Annotated in this window: 14 protein-coding genes; 9 read left to right on the forward strand and 5 right to left on the reverse strand. The window is 65.7% G+C overall.

Annotated features, from left to right (window positions below):
- Positions 1-48 precede the first annotated feature (48 nt).
- Positions 49-540 (reverse strand): RNA polymerase sigma factor, encoded by a 492-nt coding sequence (locus DFP89_RS04605; RefSeq protein WP_114348215.1) that lies wholly within the window; start codon positions 538-540, stop codon positions 49-51.
- Positions 541-633: 93 nt separating this feature from the next.
- Between DFP89_RS04605 and DFP89_RS04610 the strand changes: the two genes are divergently transcribed.
- Together DFP89_RS04610 and DFP89_RS04615 are read left to right on the forward strand one after the other, a co-directional pair.
- Positions 634-1887, forward strand: a complete 1254-nt coding sequence (locus DFP89_RS04610) for a S8 family serine peptidase (RefSeq protein ID WP_114348216.1) — start codon at positions 634-636, stop codon at positions 1885-1887.
- Positions 1888-1951: 64 nt separating this feature from the next.
- Positions 1952-2893, forward strand: a complete 942-nt coding sequence (locus DFP89_RS04615) for an asparaginase (protein WP_114348217.1) — start codon at positions 1952-1954, stop codon at positions 2891-2893.
- Positions 2894-2908: 15 nt separating this feature from the next.
- Here the strand turns inward: DFP89_RS04615 and DFP89_RS04620 are convergent, their stop codons facing one another.
- The 3 genes from DFP89_RS04620 to araD form a co-directional block, all read right to left on the reverse strand.
- A complete protein-coding gene (locus DFP89_RS04620) occupies positions 2909-4183 on the reverse strand; it encodes a carbohydrate porin (RefSeq protein WP_181870245.1) in 1275 nt (424 codons plus the stop codon).
- A 312-nt stretch (positions 4184-4495) separates the two neighbouring features.
- The gene (locus tag DFP89_RS04625; RefSeq protein ID WP_114348219.1) at positions 4496-5407 is read right to left on the reverse strand and encodes a Gfo/Idh/MocA family protein; all 912 of its coding nucleotides are present in this window, start codon (positions 5405-5407) and stop codon (positions 4496-4498) included.
- On the reverse strand, positions 5407-7155 hold the full coding sequence (gene araD / locus DFP89_RS04630; protein WP_114348220.1) for an L-arabinonate dehydratase: 1749 nt from the start codon (positions 7153-7155) through the stop codon (positions 5407-5409). Before araD ends, DFP89_RS04625 begins: the two co-directional genes overlap by 1 nt.
- Positions 7156-7307: 152 nt before the next feature.
- Between araD and DFP89_RS04635 the strand changes: the two genes are divergently transcribed.
- A complete protein-coding gene (locus tag DFP89_RS04635) occupies positions 7308-8261 on the forward strand; it encodes a LysR family transcriptional regulator (protein ID WP_114348221.1) in 954 nt (317 codons plus the stop codon).
- Positions 8262-8334: 73 nt separating this feature from the next.
- Positions 8335-9573 carry an Hsp70 family protein gene (locus DFP89_RS04640; RefSeq protein WP_114348317.1) on the forward strand — a complete coding sequence of 413 codons (1239 nt, stop codon included), beginning with the start codon at positions 8335-8337 and terminating at the stop codon, positions 9571-9573.
- Positions 9574-9576: 3 nt separating this feature from the next.
- Here DFP89_RS04640 and DFP89_RS04645 read toward each other — a convergent pair whose 3' ends face one another.
- Positions 9577-11766, reverse strand: a complete 2190-nt coding sequence (locus DFP89_RS04645; protein ID WP_114348316.1) for a DEAD/DEAH box helicase — start codon at positions 11764-11766, stop codon at positions 9577-9579.
- A gap of 213 nt (positions 11767-11979) precedes the next feature.
- Between DFP89_RS04645 and DFP89_RS04650 the strand changes: the two genes are divergently transcribed.
- From DFP89_RS04650 to nrdE, 5 genes are all read left to right on the forward strand, one after another.
- Entirely contained in the window at positions 11980-12804 is an 825-nt protein-coding gene (locus DFP89_RS04650) for a DUF6635 family protein (protein ID WP_114348222.1), read from the forward strand.
- A 50-nt stretch (positions 12805-12854) separates the two neighbouring features.
- Positions 12855-13040 (forward strand): hypothetical protein, encoded by a 186-nt coding sequence (locus DFP89_RS04655; RefSeq protein ID WP_114348223.1) that lies wholly within the window; start codon positions 12855-12857, stop codon positions 13038-13040.
- 326 nt (positions 13041-13366) lie between these two features.
- On the forward strand, positions 13367-13588 hold the full coding sequence (nrdH, locus tag DFP89_RS04660) for a glutaredoxin-like protein NrdH (protein ID WP_114348318.1): 222 nt from the start codon (positions 13367-13369) through the stop codon (positions 13586-13588).
- A gap of 10 nt (positions 13589-13598) precedes the next feature.
- A complete protein-coding gene (gene nrdI / locus DFP89_RS04665) occupies positions 13599-14015 on the forward strand; it encodes a class Ib ribonucleoside-diphosphate reductase assembly flavoprotein NrdI (RefSeq protein WP_114348224.1) in 417 nt (138 codons plus the stop codon).
- Entirely contained in the window at positions 13997-16123 is a 2127-nt protein-coding gene (gene nrdE / locus DFP89_RS04670; RefSeq protein WP_114348225.1) for a class 1b ribonucleoside-diphosphate reductase subunit alpha, read from the forward strand. Before nrdI ends, nrdE begins: the two co-directional genes overlap by 19 nt.
- Positions 16124-16143: the final 20 nt, after the last annotated feature.

Raw genomic sequence — 16143 nt, forward strand, 5'->3', positions numbered from 1 at the left:
TTTTTCCTGCCCGCAACTCTGGACCGCAAGGGTTATACGCATGAGCGTTCATTTTATTCCCAGCTTTTCGGCCAAGGCCAGCCGGGCGCGCGAAAGCCTGCTCATCACCGTGCCCTGGGGGATATCCAGGATGCGCGCCGTCTCGGCATAGGTCATTTCCTCGACACAGACGAGATGCAGCACCTCGCGCTGTTCCTCGGGCAAAGTGGCCATCGCGGCCTCGACCGATTGCAGCATCAGGCGCGCCTCAATGCCGGGCGCGGGATCGACGGGCAGCGCCTCGGGGATATCGAAGACATCGACATGGGTGCCGGCGCTGCGCTGGCGGCGGGTCATGTCGATCCAGGCATTGCGCATGATCCGGAACAGCCAGGGCTCAAGCCGTGCCTGACGGTCGAAACCGGCCTGCCCGGCGATGGCGCGCTCGACGGTGATCTGCACCAGATCATCGGCCAGATCGGGCCTGCGCGCGAGGGACAGCCCGAAACGGCGCAGATTGGGCAAAAGGGCAATCAAAGCCTCGCCGAATGCCGCATCCATTCAATACACCGTCAAATGCAATTTTCCCGTTTCGGTGGAATAATATGAAGCCGGGCGCGTAAATGTCCAGAAACCCGATGAACGGAGAAAGCGATGTTCCGAATCCCGCTGGCCATGCTGGCCGCAATCGCGATGTTCGTGGCCGATCTGGCGCCCCGTGACGGCGGCTTTTCGCCGGTCTCGACCGCATGGGCGGATGATGACGACGACGACGACGCCCAGCCGCGCCGCCGCCGCCCGGCTCCGGCGGCCCGGCCCCGCGCCGCGCCGCCGCCACCACCCTTTGCCCCCGACGAGGTGATCGCGCGCGGCATGTCCGAAAACGATCTGCAGGCGCTGCGCGAGGCCGGCTTTCGCGAGATCCGCCGCCGCACCCTTGCGGATGGCCAGACATTCCTGCGCCTGCGCAAGCCCGCGCGGCTGACCCTGCCGCAGGCGCGCGACATGGTGCGGGCGCGGGCCTCGGTCCAGGTCGCGGATCTGAACCACTATTTCCGCCCGGAACAGGCGCCCGCCTGCGCCGGTACCGATTGCCCGCTGCGCCACATGATCGACTGGCCCGGCGACACCTCGGGCTGCGGGACGCCGCCGCGCATCGGCATGGTCGATACCGGGCTGAACGACCAGCATCCGGTGCTGAGTTCGGCGCAGCTGCGCTTGCACCGGCTTGAGACGGGTCAGGGTCAAAAAGCCTCGGACCGGTTTCACGGCACCTCGGTCGCGGCGCTTCTGGTGGGCGAGCCGGGCAGCCGTACGCCGGGGCTGGTGCCGCAGGCGAACCTGATCGCTGTCGATGCCTTTCACAAGGCCGGCACGGATGAGCGCGCCGATGCCTATGCCCTGATCGAGGCATTGGACTATCTGGCCGCCGAGGGCGTGCAGGTCATCAACCTGTCGCTGGCCGGCCCCTTCAATTTCGCCGTCGCCGGGCAGGTGCTCGAACTGGACCGGCGGGGGATCGTGCTGGTCGCGGCGGCCGGGAATGGCGGCCCCTCGGCCAAGCCCGCCTATCCCGCCGCCCATAAGCCGGTGATCGCGGTGACGGCGGTGGACCGGCGCGGGCAGGTCTATCGCCGGGCCGGGCGCGGCGCGCATATCGATCTGGCCGCCCCGGGGGTCGAGGTCTGGACGGCGGCCTCGATCCGGGGGGCAAAGACCCAGACCGGCACATCCTATGCCGCGCCCTTTGTCACCGCGGCGGTGGCCCTGATGCTGCAAAAAGAGCCGGGGCTGACGCCGGCGCAGGTGCGGGCGCGGCTGCAGGCCTCGACCCGCGATCTGGGGCCTGCGGGCCATGACGAGGTCTTTGGCCATGGCCTGATCCTGCCCGTCAATCCCTGCGAATGAGCGTGGCGAGCGTGCCTGCCCGGTGATAAAGAGCGGCAGGACCGATCCTTGAGGCAGGCGCGACATGACAGGACCAGACAAGACCCCGCTGCTGGCCGTGCTGGCCACCGGCGGCACCATTGCCAGCAAGAAGGGCGCCGACGGCGCCGCCAGCCCGGCACTGACCGGTCAGGACCTGCTGGCGATGCTGCCGCCAATGGCGGTAGAGCTGAGCCCGCGCGAATTGCTGGCCAAGGATTCCTCGTGCCTGACGCTGGCTGACATGCAGGCGATCAGCGATGCGGTCGGGCAGGCACTGGCCGATCCGCGTGTCTTTGGGGTCGTCGTCCTGCATGGCACCGACGCGATGGAGGAAACCGCCCTGCTGGTGCAGATCCAGCATCAACCCGGAAAACCCGTGGTCTTTACCGGGGCACAATTCGCCGCCGATCACCCGCAATCGGACGGGCCGGGCAATCTGGCCGATGCGGTGCGTCTGGCGCTAGGCGGTGCCGCCGGGGTGGCGCTGGCCTTTGGCGGGCAGGTATTCCCGGTCTGGGGGCTATACAAGTCCGCCTCTGATTCGGCACAGGCCTTCCGGTGCGCGGGGTCCGAGCCTGCGACAGTGACGCACCCCCTGCCCGCCCCCGTCTCGGGGCTGCGGGTCGATATCGTGGCGCTGCATCCGGGCGGCGATGCGCTGCATCTGGACGCAAGCCTTGCCGCCGGGGCGCGGGGGATCGTGCTTGCCGCGCTGGGATCGGGCAATGCCACGCCCGCGCTGGTCTCGGGCATTGCCCGGGCCAAGGCCGCGGGCGTGCCGGTCGTCGTCACCAGCCGCGTTCCCGAGGGGCTGCTGGCGCCGGTCTATGGCGGTGGCGGTGGCGGCCATGACATGCGCCGCGCCGGGGCCATCCACGCCCGGTTGCTGCGCCCCGGTCAGGCGCGCATCCTGCTGGCCCTGATGCTGGCCAATGGCTGCGACATGGCCGAAATCGCCCATGCCTTCGAGGATGCGCCGGCCTGAAACCGGCACCAGAAATCAGAACTTCACGCTGCTGCCGATCCCCACGAACACGCCATTCTTGGCGTTGCCGGGTGCCGGGTCGATATATTGCAGGTCGGCGGTGACGTGGAACCACGGCGTCATAGAGGCGGTATAGAACATCTCAAAGCCGGATTCGTCGCCCAACTCGAAATAGGGCGCCAGTTCATCCTTGAGCGCGCGGCTGGTCGCGAAATGGAACAGGCCCAGCCCGAACTTGTCGTCAGGGCGACTGGGAATCAGGTCGTTTCCGGCAACGCCCAGGCTTGCCGACCATTCCAGCGGGTTCGGGTTGCCGTCGGCGATATTGACCTCGCCGAACACGCCCCAGCCGCGCGAAGGGTCGGTGGGGTTCTGGTGCAGGTATTGCTGAAAGCTGATCCCGACCAACCAGGCGCCGTCGCGATGCCCGATCGAGGCGCCGGCCGGGACGATGATCTGGCTGAAATCGGCGCCTTCCTTGGTGGAATACATGCCGGTCAGGCTGTAATATCCATCATGCCCGCCAAGCTTGGTGGCATAGGTGGCGGTGCCGGACACCACCACGCCCTTGTCGAACAGGTCCGAGAACAGCGGCTTGTTGGTCGCGTCCACCGGGTCAAAGATCATCAGCGTATAGCTGACCGGCTGCGTCGCCACGGAAATCACCGCGCCATTGATCTGCGCCGGGATCAGCCCGTTCATCGGCGCCGAGAATTGCAGATGCCAGAACGTATCCGCGCCGACCCCACCCCGGAGCGGCGTGCCGCGCGCCATCTCGACGGTGTAGAACTTGCCGAAACTGGCGCTGACCGTGTCGCTGATTTTCTGGGTCACGAACAAGGCCGACAAATCGTAGCGGTCGGCACCGTGCTGGCCGGGAAAGAACAGTCCCGCATTCACCGGCAAAAGCGTGCCGCCAACATGGTTGAGGCCCCGCCCATGCTTGGCCAGCGCCTGCGCGCTGATGCTGAACCCGTCCCAAAAGCCCATTTTCGACAGATCAAGCGTAGTTTTCAGCGAAAGCTGGCCGCCATAAACCGGATCGTGGTCGCCCGATCCCTTGGTCATGCCCTGATAATATTGCCGCCATTCCAGTTGCAGATCGACGCCCGCCTCGCGCATGGCCGCGCCGTGGCCGAACCAGTCATTGGTCAGGCTGGGCCAGGACGAGATCCCGCCGCCGGTTCCTTCCTGCGCATGGGCAGGTGCAGTCAAAAGCCCCGCCGCCAGCATGGCCGCCAGAATCCGCCCTGTCGCGGGCCGAAAGGCCCGGTTTTCACGATCGCCCATGGATATGTCTCCTGAGGAAAGGCGCGGTCGGGCCGCGGCCTGTGAATGCGCAATGAAATAGGAATGCCGCGCCATCCGGGCGGCAGGACGGAAAAATGCCCCGACCTTGCGGATCAGGGCAGCGGGCATGAAAAAATCGAGGCGAGAAATATCGCAAATGGCCTTGGTCCGATGTGACCCGCCGACCCTGCATGGGTGCCTCTGGGGAAAGTCAATTCACATGAAATAACTGCATGGAATGGTAATCTTCCGCCCGCCACCGGTCAATCTGCCGGCGATGATCGGGACCGGGCTGTGGCCGGAATACCCGGCCTAGAATTCGAACGGCTCGACGGTGATGCGGCGGCCAAGGGTAAAGGCATCGGCGACCAGCACCATCGGCGACAGGTCCACCTCCGAAGCCCCGCCCCGCACCAGTTCCGCCATCCGGGCATAAAGCGCGGGATATTCGCCCATGATCGTGTCTTCGCCCCCGGCGGGCTGGCCGTCGATTTCCAAGAGATTGCCCCCCATGCGCAGGGCAAGACTGCCACCGTCGGTCTGGAACTCCATGTCCCATGTCTGCGGACCTTGCTGACGGAAATCGAAATCGGCACTGATCCCTTGCGTCATCGCAAGCCGTGCAGCGATGGGCGCGTCGCGGTTGGCGGGAAAGTCCAGCTCGGCCGCGGTCAGATGCACCGGGCGTGGCAGGATATGGGTCAGGATCGACAACGCATTGATGCCGGGATCAAAGACCCCCATACCGCCTGCCGCAAAGATCCAGTCCTGACCGGGATGCCACTTGCGCACATCCTCGCGCCAGGTGATGCGGCCACTGTCGATACGGCGGCCAGCAAGCCAGCGCCGGGCGGCAGCTACGGCATGGGCCTGGCGCGAATGCCACGTCGTATACAGCGTGACGCCCTGATCGCGGGCGATGGTCTGCAATTCATGCACCTCTGACAAGGACGCTCCCGGCGGCTTTTCCAGCATCACATGCCGACCCGCCCGCAATGCGGCAGATGCCGCGGCAAAGCGTGGCACAGGCGGCAAACAAAGCGAGACCACCGGGATATCCGGCCGCGCCGCCAGCATATCCTCGATCCGGGTGAAGGCCTCGACACCTTCGACCGTCCCATTGCGCGACACGGTGGCGGCCAGTTCCCAATCGGCACTGGCTGTCAGGGCAGGCACATGCTGGTCCAGCGCGATTTTTCCGATACCGACAAGAGCAAGTTTCATCAGTGGCTGTCCTTTCCGACCTCACGGCCCCGGCAGCCCTTGAGAAAATCGAAATCCGCCCCGGTATCAGCACCCTCGACGTGTTCGTGGAACAGCTGCGCATAGCCGCCGTCAGGCTTGGGCGCGGGGTTCTTCCATTCGGCCAGGCGGCGGGCGATTTCCTCGTCCGGCACGTCCAGATGCAGACGGCGGTTCGGCACGTCCAGTTCGATCATGTCGCCGGTCCGCACGATGGCCAGCGGCCCGCCCCGCGCCGCCTCGGGCGAGGTATGCAGCACCACCGTACCATAAGCCGTCCCCGACATCCGTGCGTCCGAGATGCGCACCATATCCGTGATGCCTTTTTTCAGCACCTTGGGCGGCAGGCCCATATTGCCAACCTCGGCCATACCCGGATAGCCGCGAGGGCCGCACATTTTCATGACCATGACGCTGTTTTCGTCGATCTCCAGCGCATCATCGTTAATACGCGCCTTGTAGTCGTCGATATCCTCGAACACGACCGCCGGACCACGATGGGTCATCAGATGCGAACTGGCGGCCGAAGGCTTCAGCACCGCACCATCCGGCGCAAGGTTACCGCGCAGGACCGCGATGCCGCCATGTTCGGTCAGGGGCTTGTCGGCGGGCAGGATCACGTCCTCGTTCCAGTTCCGCGCGTCCTTGACCTCGTCCCACATGGTCTTGCCCGATACGGTCAGCGCGTCCTTGTTCAGAAGCCCCGCCTCGCCCAGGCGCTTGATGACCACGGGCAGACCGCCGGCATAGAAGAACTCTTCCATCAGATACTGGCCCGAGGGCATCAGGTTCACGATGGTGGACACGTCCCGGCCCAGCCCGTCCCAGTCGTCCAGCGTCAGATCGACGCCGACCCGGCCGGCAATCGCCAGCAGGTGGATGACAGCGTTGGTCGAACCGCCGATGGCGCCATTGGTACGGATCGCGTTTTCAAAGGCAGCGCGGGTCATCACATCGCTGGGCTTCAGGTCGTCCTTGACCATCTGCACGATGCGCCGGCCCGTCATCTGCGCCATGACACGGCGGCGACTGTCCACCGCCGGAATCGCGGCATTGCCCGAAAGCGCCATCCCCAGCGCCTCGGCCATGCTGGCCATGGTGCTGGCGGTGCCCATGGTGTTGCAGGTCCCCGAGGAGCGGCTCATGGATTGCTCGGCCTCAAGGAACTCTTCCTGCGTCATCTCGCCGGCCTTCACGGCCTCGGAAAATTTCCACAGATGCGTGCCCGATCCGATGCGTTCGCCCCGGAACCAGCCGTTCAGCATCGGCCCACCGGTGACGACGATCGAGGGAATGTCGGTCGAGGCCGCGCCCATCAGCAGGCTGGGCGTGGTCTTGTCGCAGCCCACCATCAGCACGGCACCATCAATGGGCTGACCGCGCATGGCCTCTTCGACCGCCATGGCAGCAAGGTTGCGATACATCATCGCGGTCGGGCGATAGGTGTTTTCGCTGGCGGAAAAGACCGGAACCTCGACCGGAAAGCCGCCCGCCTCCCAGACGCCGGCTTTGACCTTTTCGGCCAACTCGCGCAGGTGGCCGTTGCAGGGCGTCAGGTCCGCCCAGGTGTTCATGATGCCGATGACGGGGCGGCCGTCGAACAGGTCGTGCGGATAGCCCTGATTTTTCAGCCAGCCACGGTGATAGATCGTGTCGCGGGAATTGCCGCCATACCAATGCTGCGAACGCAGTTTGCGGGGCCAGGGGGCGGGGGTGAAACTCTTGCTCATCGCGGGACCTTTGGGCGGTTGGCGGTTTCGTTTTGTCATCTTGTCAGGCGCGGCGCGCCCCCTGCCGCCCTTGCGGGGGCCGGTTTCGATCTAGCCACAGCGCGACATGCTGGTAAAATGATATCTTCCGCATTCTGCATACCGAAATCAATATGTCCAAGCCCTCGCCCCGCCTGATGCTCAAGCCTGCGCAGCTGCGGCTGATCCAGCAGATCGCCGAACATGGCCAGCTGCAACTTGCGGCCGAGACCGTGGGCATGACCCAGCCCGCCGCCTCACGCATGCTGGCCGAGGCCGAGGCCCAGGTCGGCGCGCCTCTGTTCCTGCGCCTGCCCAAGGGGATGGAGCCGACCGAGATCGGCCGCGCCGTGCTGCGCCGCGCCAATGCCATCCTGCGCGAGATGTTCAGCATGGGCGCCGATGTCGCGGCGCTGCGCAGCGGCGCGGGTGGCGCGGTGCGCGTGGGTGCGGTGACCGGCCCCGCCGTCAGCTATCTTGTCGGTGCCATCCGCGAGATCAAGGCCGCCGCGCCCGGCGCCGATATTACCGTGGACGTGATGCCTTCGCGCGAATTGCTGTCCTATCTGGCTGCCGGAGAGATGGATTTCGTCCTGGCCCGCATCCTGCCGGAATTCGACAGCCAGGATTTCAACATCCTGCCGATGCGCGACGAAAAGGTCTGCTTTCTGGTCCGCGCAGATCACCCGCTTGGCCGCGCAGGCACGGTCAGCCTGACCCAGCTGGCCGATCAGGAATGGATCATGCAGCAGCGCGGCGCCCCCATCCGCGAGGCGGCGCTGGCGGCCTTCGCCGATGTCGGACTGACCGAGCCACAGGATATCGTCAGCAGCCCCTCGCTTTTGCTGACCATCGCCGATCTGGCGCAAAGCGATGCCGTGGCGCCGATGTCCGAAGAGGTGGCCGAGCTGCTGATCCGCCCGCCCGTTTCGGCCGGGTTCGCGATCCTGCCCGTGCGCGAGGAAATCCGCGTTGCGCCCTATTACCTGCTTGATCTCAAGCGCCGGCCGCTGTCGCCTCTGGCCACGCGGCTGCGCGAAAAGCTGGCGGCGATGTCCAGCCTGCGCCGGATCGGCAAGCCATCTTGAACCTTAACGCGAAAGCCGCTAGCAGCGCATCCTTTCTTCAAGACCGGTCAATCGGCCGATCCGGGGAGCCATGATGCGCGACCACACGCTTGCCATTGATTTCGGAACCTCGAATTCCGCCGCCGCCGTGGTGCTGGACGGCCAGATCCGCCGCCTTGCCATCGAGCCGGGGGCCGAGACCCTGCCCACCGCCGTGTTCTTTCCGGCGCGTCAGGGGGCCATGCGCATCGGTCAGGCTGCTTCGGACGCGCTGATCGAGGGCGCCGAGGGCCGTTACATGCGGGCGCTGAAAAGCGTGCTGGGAACGGCGCTGTTTCATGAATCGCGGCTGATCTCGGGGCGGCGGCGCACGCTCTCCGAGGTGGTGACGGCGTTTCTGGCGGAACTCCGGACCCGCGCCGAGGCGGCGTCAGGCCTGCGCTTTCATCGCGCTCTGTCGGGCCGGCCGGTGCATTTCCACAGCAACGATCCCGAACGCGACACGCAGGCCCAGGAAGACCTGCGCGGCTGCTATCTGGCAGCGGGGTTCGATGCGGTCGATTTCCTGCCCGAACCCGAGGCGGCGGCGCTGGCCAGCCACGGGCTTGGCCGTGCCGGTGAGATCGGGCTGATCGTCGATATCGGCGGCGGCACTTCGGATTTCTCGGTGTTTCGCAGCACCGGAAATGCGGTCCAGATCCTTGCCAATCACGGCATCCGGCTGGGCGGCACCGATTTCGACCGGCTGGTGTCGCTGACCCATGCCATGCCGGCGCTGGGGCATGGCGGCAAACTGCGGCGCGAGATGGGGCCAGGCCTGCTGCCGGTGCCCAATGCCATCTATGTCGATCTGGCGACCTGGGCCAAGATCCCGTTTCTTTACACGCCCGAGACCCGGCGCATGGCCGCCGACATGGCGCGCATGGCCGATGACCGGCAGGCGATGGACCGGCTGGTGACGGTTCTGGGCGATGAACTGGGCCATGAGCTGGCCTTTGCGGTCGAGCGCGGCAAGATCGCCGCCAATGGCAGCGACGATGGCCGCATCATGATGGGCTTCATCGAGTCGGGGCTGGCCCAGCCGCTGACGCCGCAGGCGCTGGATGCGGCGCTGCGCGATTGCCGAGCCGATCTATACGAGGCCGCCGCCCAGACCCTGCGCATGGCCGGGGTCGCGCCGAATGATGTGGGCAGCGTGATCCTTGTCGGCGGCTCAAGCCTGATGGGCTTCGTCGCCGAGGAGGCCTTGCGGCTTTGCCCCGCCGCGCAGCTTTTGCGCAGCGAGGCCTTTACCGCCGTGGTCGACGGGCTGGCGCTGGCCGCCGCCCGCTGACCCTTAGCGCTTGGGCGCGGGCCCGCGCTTGCCCGGTTTCGCGCCGCCCTTGGGCGCTGAGGGGCGAAAGGGCTTGTCGTCGCCCGACTTGCTTTGCCAGGGCGCCTTGCCCCCGGGCTTGCCGGCGAATGCCTTGCCGGCGGGCTTACCGCTGGTCCGGCCTTCGGAGCGACCCTCAGTCGAATGCGACTTGTAGCCCGCCGCGCGCGAGGGGCGCCCCTCGGCGCCGTCACCGCGCGCGGGTCCGCCAAAGGACTTGTAACCGGCCGAGCGCGGGCCGGGCTTTGCGCCAGCCTTGGCCGCGGGGGCGAAATCGGGCTTGTCCTTGCCGGTCTTGTGGGCTTGTTTCTTTTCGCTGCTCCAACGCTCCTTGACCTTGCGAGGGGCCTCGGCGGTCTCACGCGGGGCCTCGGTCACATCGGGGCGTGCCTTGGGCGCAGGCTCGTCCAGCTCCAGCAGGGCGGGACGGCGCGCGGGTTTCGCAGCCGGGCGTTCGGGACGGGGCTCGGGATGGGCGTCAAAACGCGTCTCGCTGCGCGGGCCCTGACCGCGATGCGGCTTGCGCTCGGCCCGTTCGGGGCGCGGCGCGCGGGCGCCGGGGGCGTCAAAGACCGGCTCGCTGTCCAGCTTGCGCATGGTCAGGCCCGGCTCCAGCTCGACACCTTCGCCGAAATTCGCGGCAACATTGGCGGCGATCTGGACAAAGGTCTGTTCGGTCTTGACGCGGATCGCACCGATGGCGTCGCGGGTGATGTTGCCCGCCTCGCAGATCTTGGGCAGCAGCCAGCGCGCCTCGGCCCGGCCGGAATGGCCGACCGACAGCAGGAACCAGACCGAAGGCCCGAATTCGCCACGCTCGCGCGGGGCAGAGGGGGCCACGGGCGCCATGCCTTCGGCCAGTTCCTCGGGGGCGGGGCGGCCATCGCGCCACAGCCGGATAAAGGCCGAGGCGACCTGTTCGGCGCCGAAACGCTCGATCAGGGCGGAGGCCTGCGCGGCCTCGTCGCCCGGCGCCTCATGCAGCGCGGGCAGGTCCAGCATGCGTTGGTCGTCGCGCGCCTGCACATCGTCGGCCGAGGGCGCCTTGTCCCATTCCGCCACCAGCTTCGCGCGCTGCAAAAGCCGCTGCGCCTTCTTGTAATCCGCCGAGGTCACGATCAGGACCGAAGTCCCCTTGGACCCCGCCCGCCCGGTCCGGCCCGAGCGGTGCAGCAGCGTGTCGGGATTGGTCGGCAGATCGGCATGGATCACCAGTTCCAGCCCCGGCAGGTCGATACCGCGCGCCGCCACGTCGGTGGCGATGCAGACGCGGGCGCGCCCGTCGCGCAGGGCCTGCAGCGCATGGCTGCGTTCCTGCTGGCTAAGCTCGCCCGACAGCGCCACGACCTTGAAGCCGCGATTGCCCATGCGCGCCAGCAAGTGGTTCACATTGGCGCGGGTCTTGCAGAAGATGATGGCGCTTGGCGCCTCGTAATAGCGCAGGGTGTTGAAGATCGCGTTCTCGCGGTCGCGGGTGGTGACCGACAGGGCACGATATTCGATGTCGCCATGCTGGCGTGCCTCGCCCAGGGCGCTGATGCGCAGGGCGTCGCGCTGGAAATCCTTGGCCAGCGCCTCGATCGCCGGGGGGACCGTGGCCGAGAACATCAGCGTCCGGCGATCGGCCGGCGCGGCGCCCAGAATGAATTCCAGATCCTCGCGGAAGCCAAGGTCCAGCATCTCGTCGGCCTCGTCCAGCACGCAGGCACGCAGGGCAGAGAGGTCCAGCGAGCCGCGCTCGATATGGTCGCGCAACCGGCCGGGCGTGCCGACGACGATCTGCGCGCCACGCTCCAGCGCGCGGCGTTCGGTGCGGTAATCCATGCCGCCGACGCAGGTGGCGATCTGGGCGCCGGCATCACCGTAAAGCCAGCCCAGTTCGCGGGCGACCTGCAGGGCCAGTTCACGCGTGGGGGCAATCGCCAGTGCCAGCGGCAGGCCCGATTGCGGCAAAAGCCTGCCGTCATCCAGAAGATCGTCGGCCATCGCCAGGCCAAAGGCCACGGTCTTGCCCGAGCCGGTCTGCGCCGAGACCAGCAGGTCGCGGCCGCGCGCCTCGGAGGCCAGCACGGCGTCTTGCACAGCAGTCAGGCTGGCATAGCCCTTGGCCGCCAGCGCCGCGGCCAGAGGCGCGGCAATATCATGTTCGTTCATCATCTTCGCCAGAAAGGGGATGCGGCTGCATCCGTTGAGCGGCGCCCATTCCCCTTTGCGGCAGGGCTTTTCCACGCCCTCCGCCCCGGAATCTCGGAGCCAAAGCAGGGCTGCTATCCTGCGCCTGCCGCAAAGTCAAAGGAAAACGCCGCCCTGCATTGAGCGCACGCCACGTCACGCCTAGATAATGGACGAGCGACCGACAGGAGAGCCATGCAGCCCGCCGATACCCGCCCCATGACCCGGCGCGAGACCGAGGTGGAGCGTTTTGTGCGCGCCCGCTACGGCTTGCGCGGCACCCTGGCGCTGCATCGCCATGCGCTGGGGCTGGACCTGTTGCGGGCGCCGGTCAATGTGGCGCTGTCGCCCGTCTTCGTGCTGGTGCGGCTTGGCGCCCCCCTGCTGCGCTGGGTCGGGCTGACCGGGGCGGCGGACTGGCTGGCACGACGCCACATCTTTCTGCGATCCGACGTCGCGCAGCGGATCGAGGCCGATCTGGGCGGATTTCTGGACGATCTCGCCGACGAGGGACTGGCCCCCAGAGCCGCGCCCGAGATGACGGCGCGGGCCGTCGCCAACTATGCCGAGACCCGCAATGCGGTGGCCGAGATCACCTGTTCGCTGATCGTGCTGGGATCGGGGCTGCTGCTGTTCCACCGCGCCACGCCGGGGGTGATCTCGCTGGCGGGGCCGGTCGCGCATCTGCGCGCACAGGCGCAGGCGGTGCAGGATTTCGCACTGGGAAGCTGGGCCGGCGGCATGTGGTATGGTGCCTTTCCGACCGAACTTTCCACTTTCGAGGTGGTGGTAACCGGCACGGTGCTGGCGATGCTGGCCTCGCTCATCACCACCTTTGCCGGGCTGATCTCTGACCCGGTGCAGCTTTGGACCGGCATCCACAAGCGCCGGGTGATGCGGCTTCTGGCGCGGCTGGACCGGGCCGAGCCCGGCCCGGCGCTGGCGCGCGAACATGTGCTGGCGCGGCTGGGCGATCTGTCGGACACGGCGCTGAGCCTGTGGCGCAGTTTTCGCGGCTGAGGGGACGAAAAGCGGTGGTGTGGTCGGCGCGGCTGATCTAGGTTGGCCCCATGCTGGTCGATCCTCACCACCCGTTCTTCCGCCCGCTCTGGATCCGCATCCTGTCCGTGGTCCTGCCGCTGGCTTGGGCATTCTTCGAGCTGTCGACCGGCGCGATCTTCTGGGCGATCCTGTTTGGGGCCGCGGGGATCTATCTGCTGGTGGCGCTGTTCGTGATTCGGAAAGACGAATCCTGACAGTTGTCGGCGCATTTGCGGCTGCTCGCAGGGGCTGACAAATCGCGCACGCAATAATAGATAGAATTAACATTATTCTCCATTAGGTTGTGTCGCCGGTTTGTTGCAAGATCCGGCTACTGTGGCATTTGGATTCTTGTCCACACAATACTTGGGCTCCTGTGGATGGAATCCATCTATATCTTGTTGACCACACCCCATCATCATGGCTAACTGTCCCTCGCCCCACCGCGCAGGACAGGATGGCCCGGTTCATGATCCTTTCGGATCGCAGCGCCGATTCCCTTGCCGCCGGACAGGCCGAGAAAACAAGAAAGGGACAGGCAATGACCATCACCGTCTATTCGAAACCCGCTTGCGTGCAGTGCACCGCCACCACCCGCGCGCTGGAAGCCCGTGGGCTGGCCTATCAGCTGATCGATCTGACCGAAGACGATGATGCGATGGAGCTGGTCACCTCGATGGGCTATCGGCAGGCTCCGGTGGTCGTCGCCGGCGAAGCGCATTGGGCGGGTTTCCGTCCCGACATGATCGGCTCGCTGGCCTGATCCCGGGACGATGGGCGGGCTGGTCTATTTTTCCTCGGCATCGGGCAATACGGCGCGGTTCATGACCCGCCTGGGCCTGCCTGCCGCGCGGATCCCGATCGCTCCTGCGGACGAGATGCCCGCGCCTGACCGCCCCTATGTCCTGATCTGCCCGACCTTCGCCGATGGCGAGGGGCGGGGTGCGGTTCCCAAGCAGGTGATCCGCTTTCTGAACGACCCCGACCGCCGCGCCCTGTTGCGCGGCGTCATTGCCACCGGCAACCGGAACTTCGGGGCGACCTTTGCCCTGTCCGGCAAGGTGATTTCTGATAAGTGCAACGTCCCCGTCCTGTATCGATTCGAACTGTCGGGGACCGATCTTGATATTGCCCGCGTGCAGGCGGGGCTTGAAAAATTCTGGGGGACGGAATGCTTGACGATGGCGTAAAGGCCGAGCTGGACTATCACGCGCTGAACGCGATGCTGAACCTTTACGACGGCGAGGGCCGCATCCGCTTTGACGCGGATCGCAAGGCCGCGCGGCAGTATTTCCTGCAGCATGTCAACCAGAACACCGTCTTCTTCCACAATCTGGACGAAAAGCTGCGCTATCTGGTCGATGAGGGCTATTACGAGCCCGAGGTGCTGGACCAGTATTCCAAGAACTTCCAGCGCGCGATCTGGGACGCCGCCTATCTGCGCAAGTTCCGCTTCCCGACTTTCCTGGGCGCGTTCAAGTATTACACCAGCTATACGCTGAAGACCCGCGACGGCCAGCGCTACCTTGAGCGTTACGAGGACCGCGTGGTCATGGTCGCCCTGGCGCTCGCGCGCGGCGATGAGGCTCTGGCCATGCGCTTCATGGAAGAGATTCTGTCGGGCCGCTTCCAGCCGGCGACGCCGACCTTCCTGAATGCCGGGAAAAAGTCGCGGGGCGAGTTGATTTCCTGCTTCCTGCTGCGGCTGGAAGACAACATGGAATCGATCGGCCGCTCGATCAACTCGGCCTTGCAGCTGTCGAAACGCGGCGGCGGCGTCGCCCTGATGCTGACCAACCTGCGCGAGGCCGGCGCCCCGATCAAGGGCATCGAAAACCAGTCCTCGGGTGTCATTCCGGTGATGAAACTGCTGGAGGACAGCTTTTCCTATGCCAACCAGCTTGGCGCGCGGCAGGGCGCGGGCGCGGTCTATCTGAACGCCCACCACCCCGATATCCTGCGTTTCCTGGACACCAAGCGCGAGAACGCGGACGAGAAGATCCGCATCAAGACGCTGTCTCTGGGCGTGGTCATTCCCGACGTGACCTTTGAATTGGCCAAGAAGAACGAGGACATGTACCTGTTTTCCCCGCATGACGTGGAAAAGGTCTATGGCCTGCCCTTCTCGGAGATCTCGGTCACCGAAAAATATGCCGAGATGGTCGATGACAAGCGCATCAAGAAGCGCAAGATCAACGCCCGCGAATTCTTCCAGACCATCGCCGAGATCCAGTTCGAAAGCGGCTATCCCTATATCATGTTCGAGGACACGGTGAACCGTGCCAACCCCGTGCATGGCCGCATCAGCATGTCGAACCTGTGCAGCGAAATCCTGCAGGTGAACGAGGCCAGCGAGTTCAACGAAGACCTGTCCTATGCGCATCTGGGCACGGATATTTCCTGCAACCTCGGCTCGCTGAACATTGCCGCGACCATGGACGGGCCGGATTTCGGCGCCACCGTCGAGGCGGCGATCCGGGCGCTGACCGCGGTGTCGGAAATGTCCTCGATCGAGGCTGTGCCCTCGATCCGGCGCGGCAATGACGAGGCCCATGCCGTGGGTCTGGGGCAGATGAACCTGCATGGGTTCCTGGCGCGCGAGCGCATTCATTACGGCAGCCCCGAGGGGATCGAGTTCACCAGCGTTTACTTCGCCGCTGTGGCCTATCACGCGATCCGGGCCTCTAACCTGCTGGCGCAGGAAAAGGGCCATAGCTTCAGGGATTTCGACAAGTCGAAATATGCCAACGGCTCGTTCTTTGACAAATATACCAGCCGCGACTGGCTGCCCGAGCTGGCCGATGTGGCGCGGGTCTTCGAGGGCGTGACCCTGCCCACGCGCGCGGATTGGGAGGCGCTGAAGGCCGATGTCATGGCGCATGGGCTTTATAACCGCAACCTGCAGGCGGTGCCGCCGACCGGCTCGATCAGCTATATCAACAATTCGACCAGCTCGATCCATCCGATCGTCGCCAAGATCGAGGTCCGCAAGGAAGGCAAGATCGGCCGCGTCTATTATCCGGCGGCGTTCATGTCGAACGACAATCTGGAATATTACCGTGACGCCTATGAGATCGGGCCTGATGCGATCATCGACACCTATGCAGCGGCGACCGAGCATGTCGATCAGGGCCTGTCGCTGACGCTGTTCTTTCCGGCCGAGGCGACGACGCGCGACATCAACCGCGCCCAGATCCATGCCTGGAAAAAGGGCATCAAGACCATCTATTACATCCGCCTGCGCCAGACCGCGCTGGAAGGGACCGAGGTTCAGGGCTGCGTGTCCTGCACCTTGTGAGCAGCGTAGCGACCCGGGGG

This window comes from Paracoccus lutimaris (assembly GCF_003337565.1).
In the GTDB taxonomy this organism is placed as follows: domain Bacteria; phylum Pseudomonadota; class Alphaproteobacteria; order Rhodobacterales; family Rhodobacteraceae; genus Paracoccus; species Paracoccus lutimaris.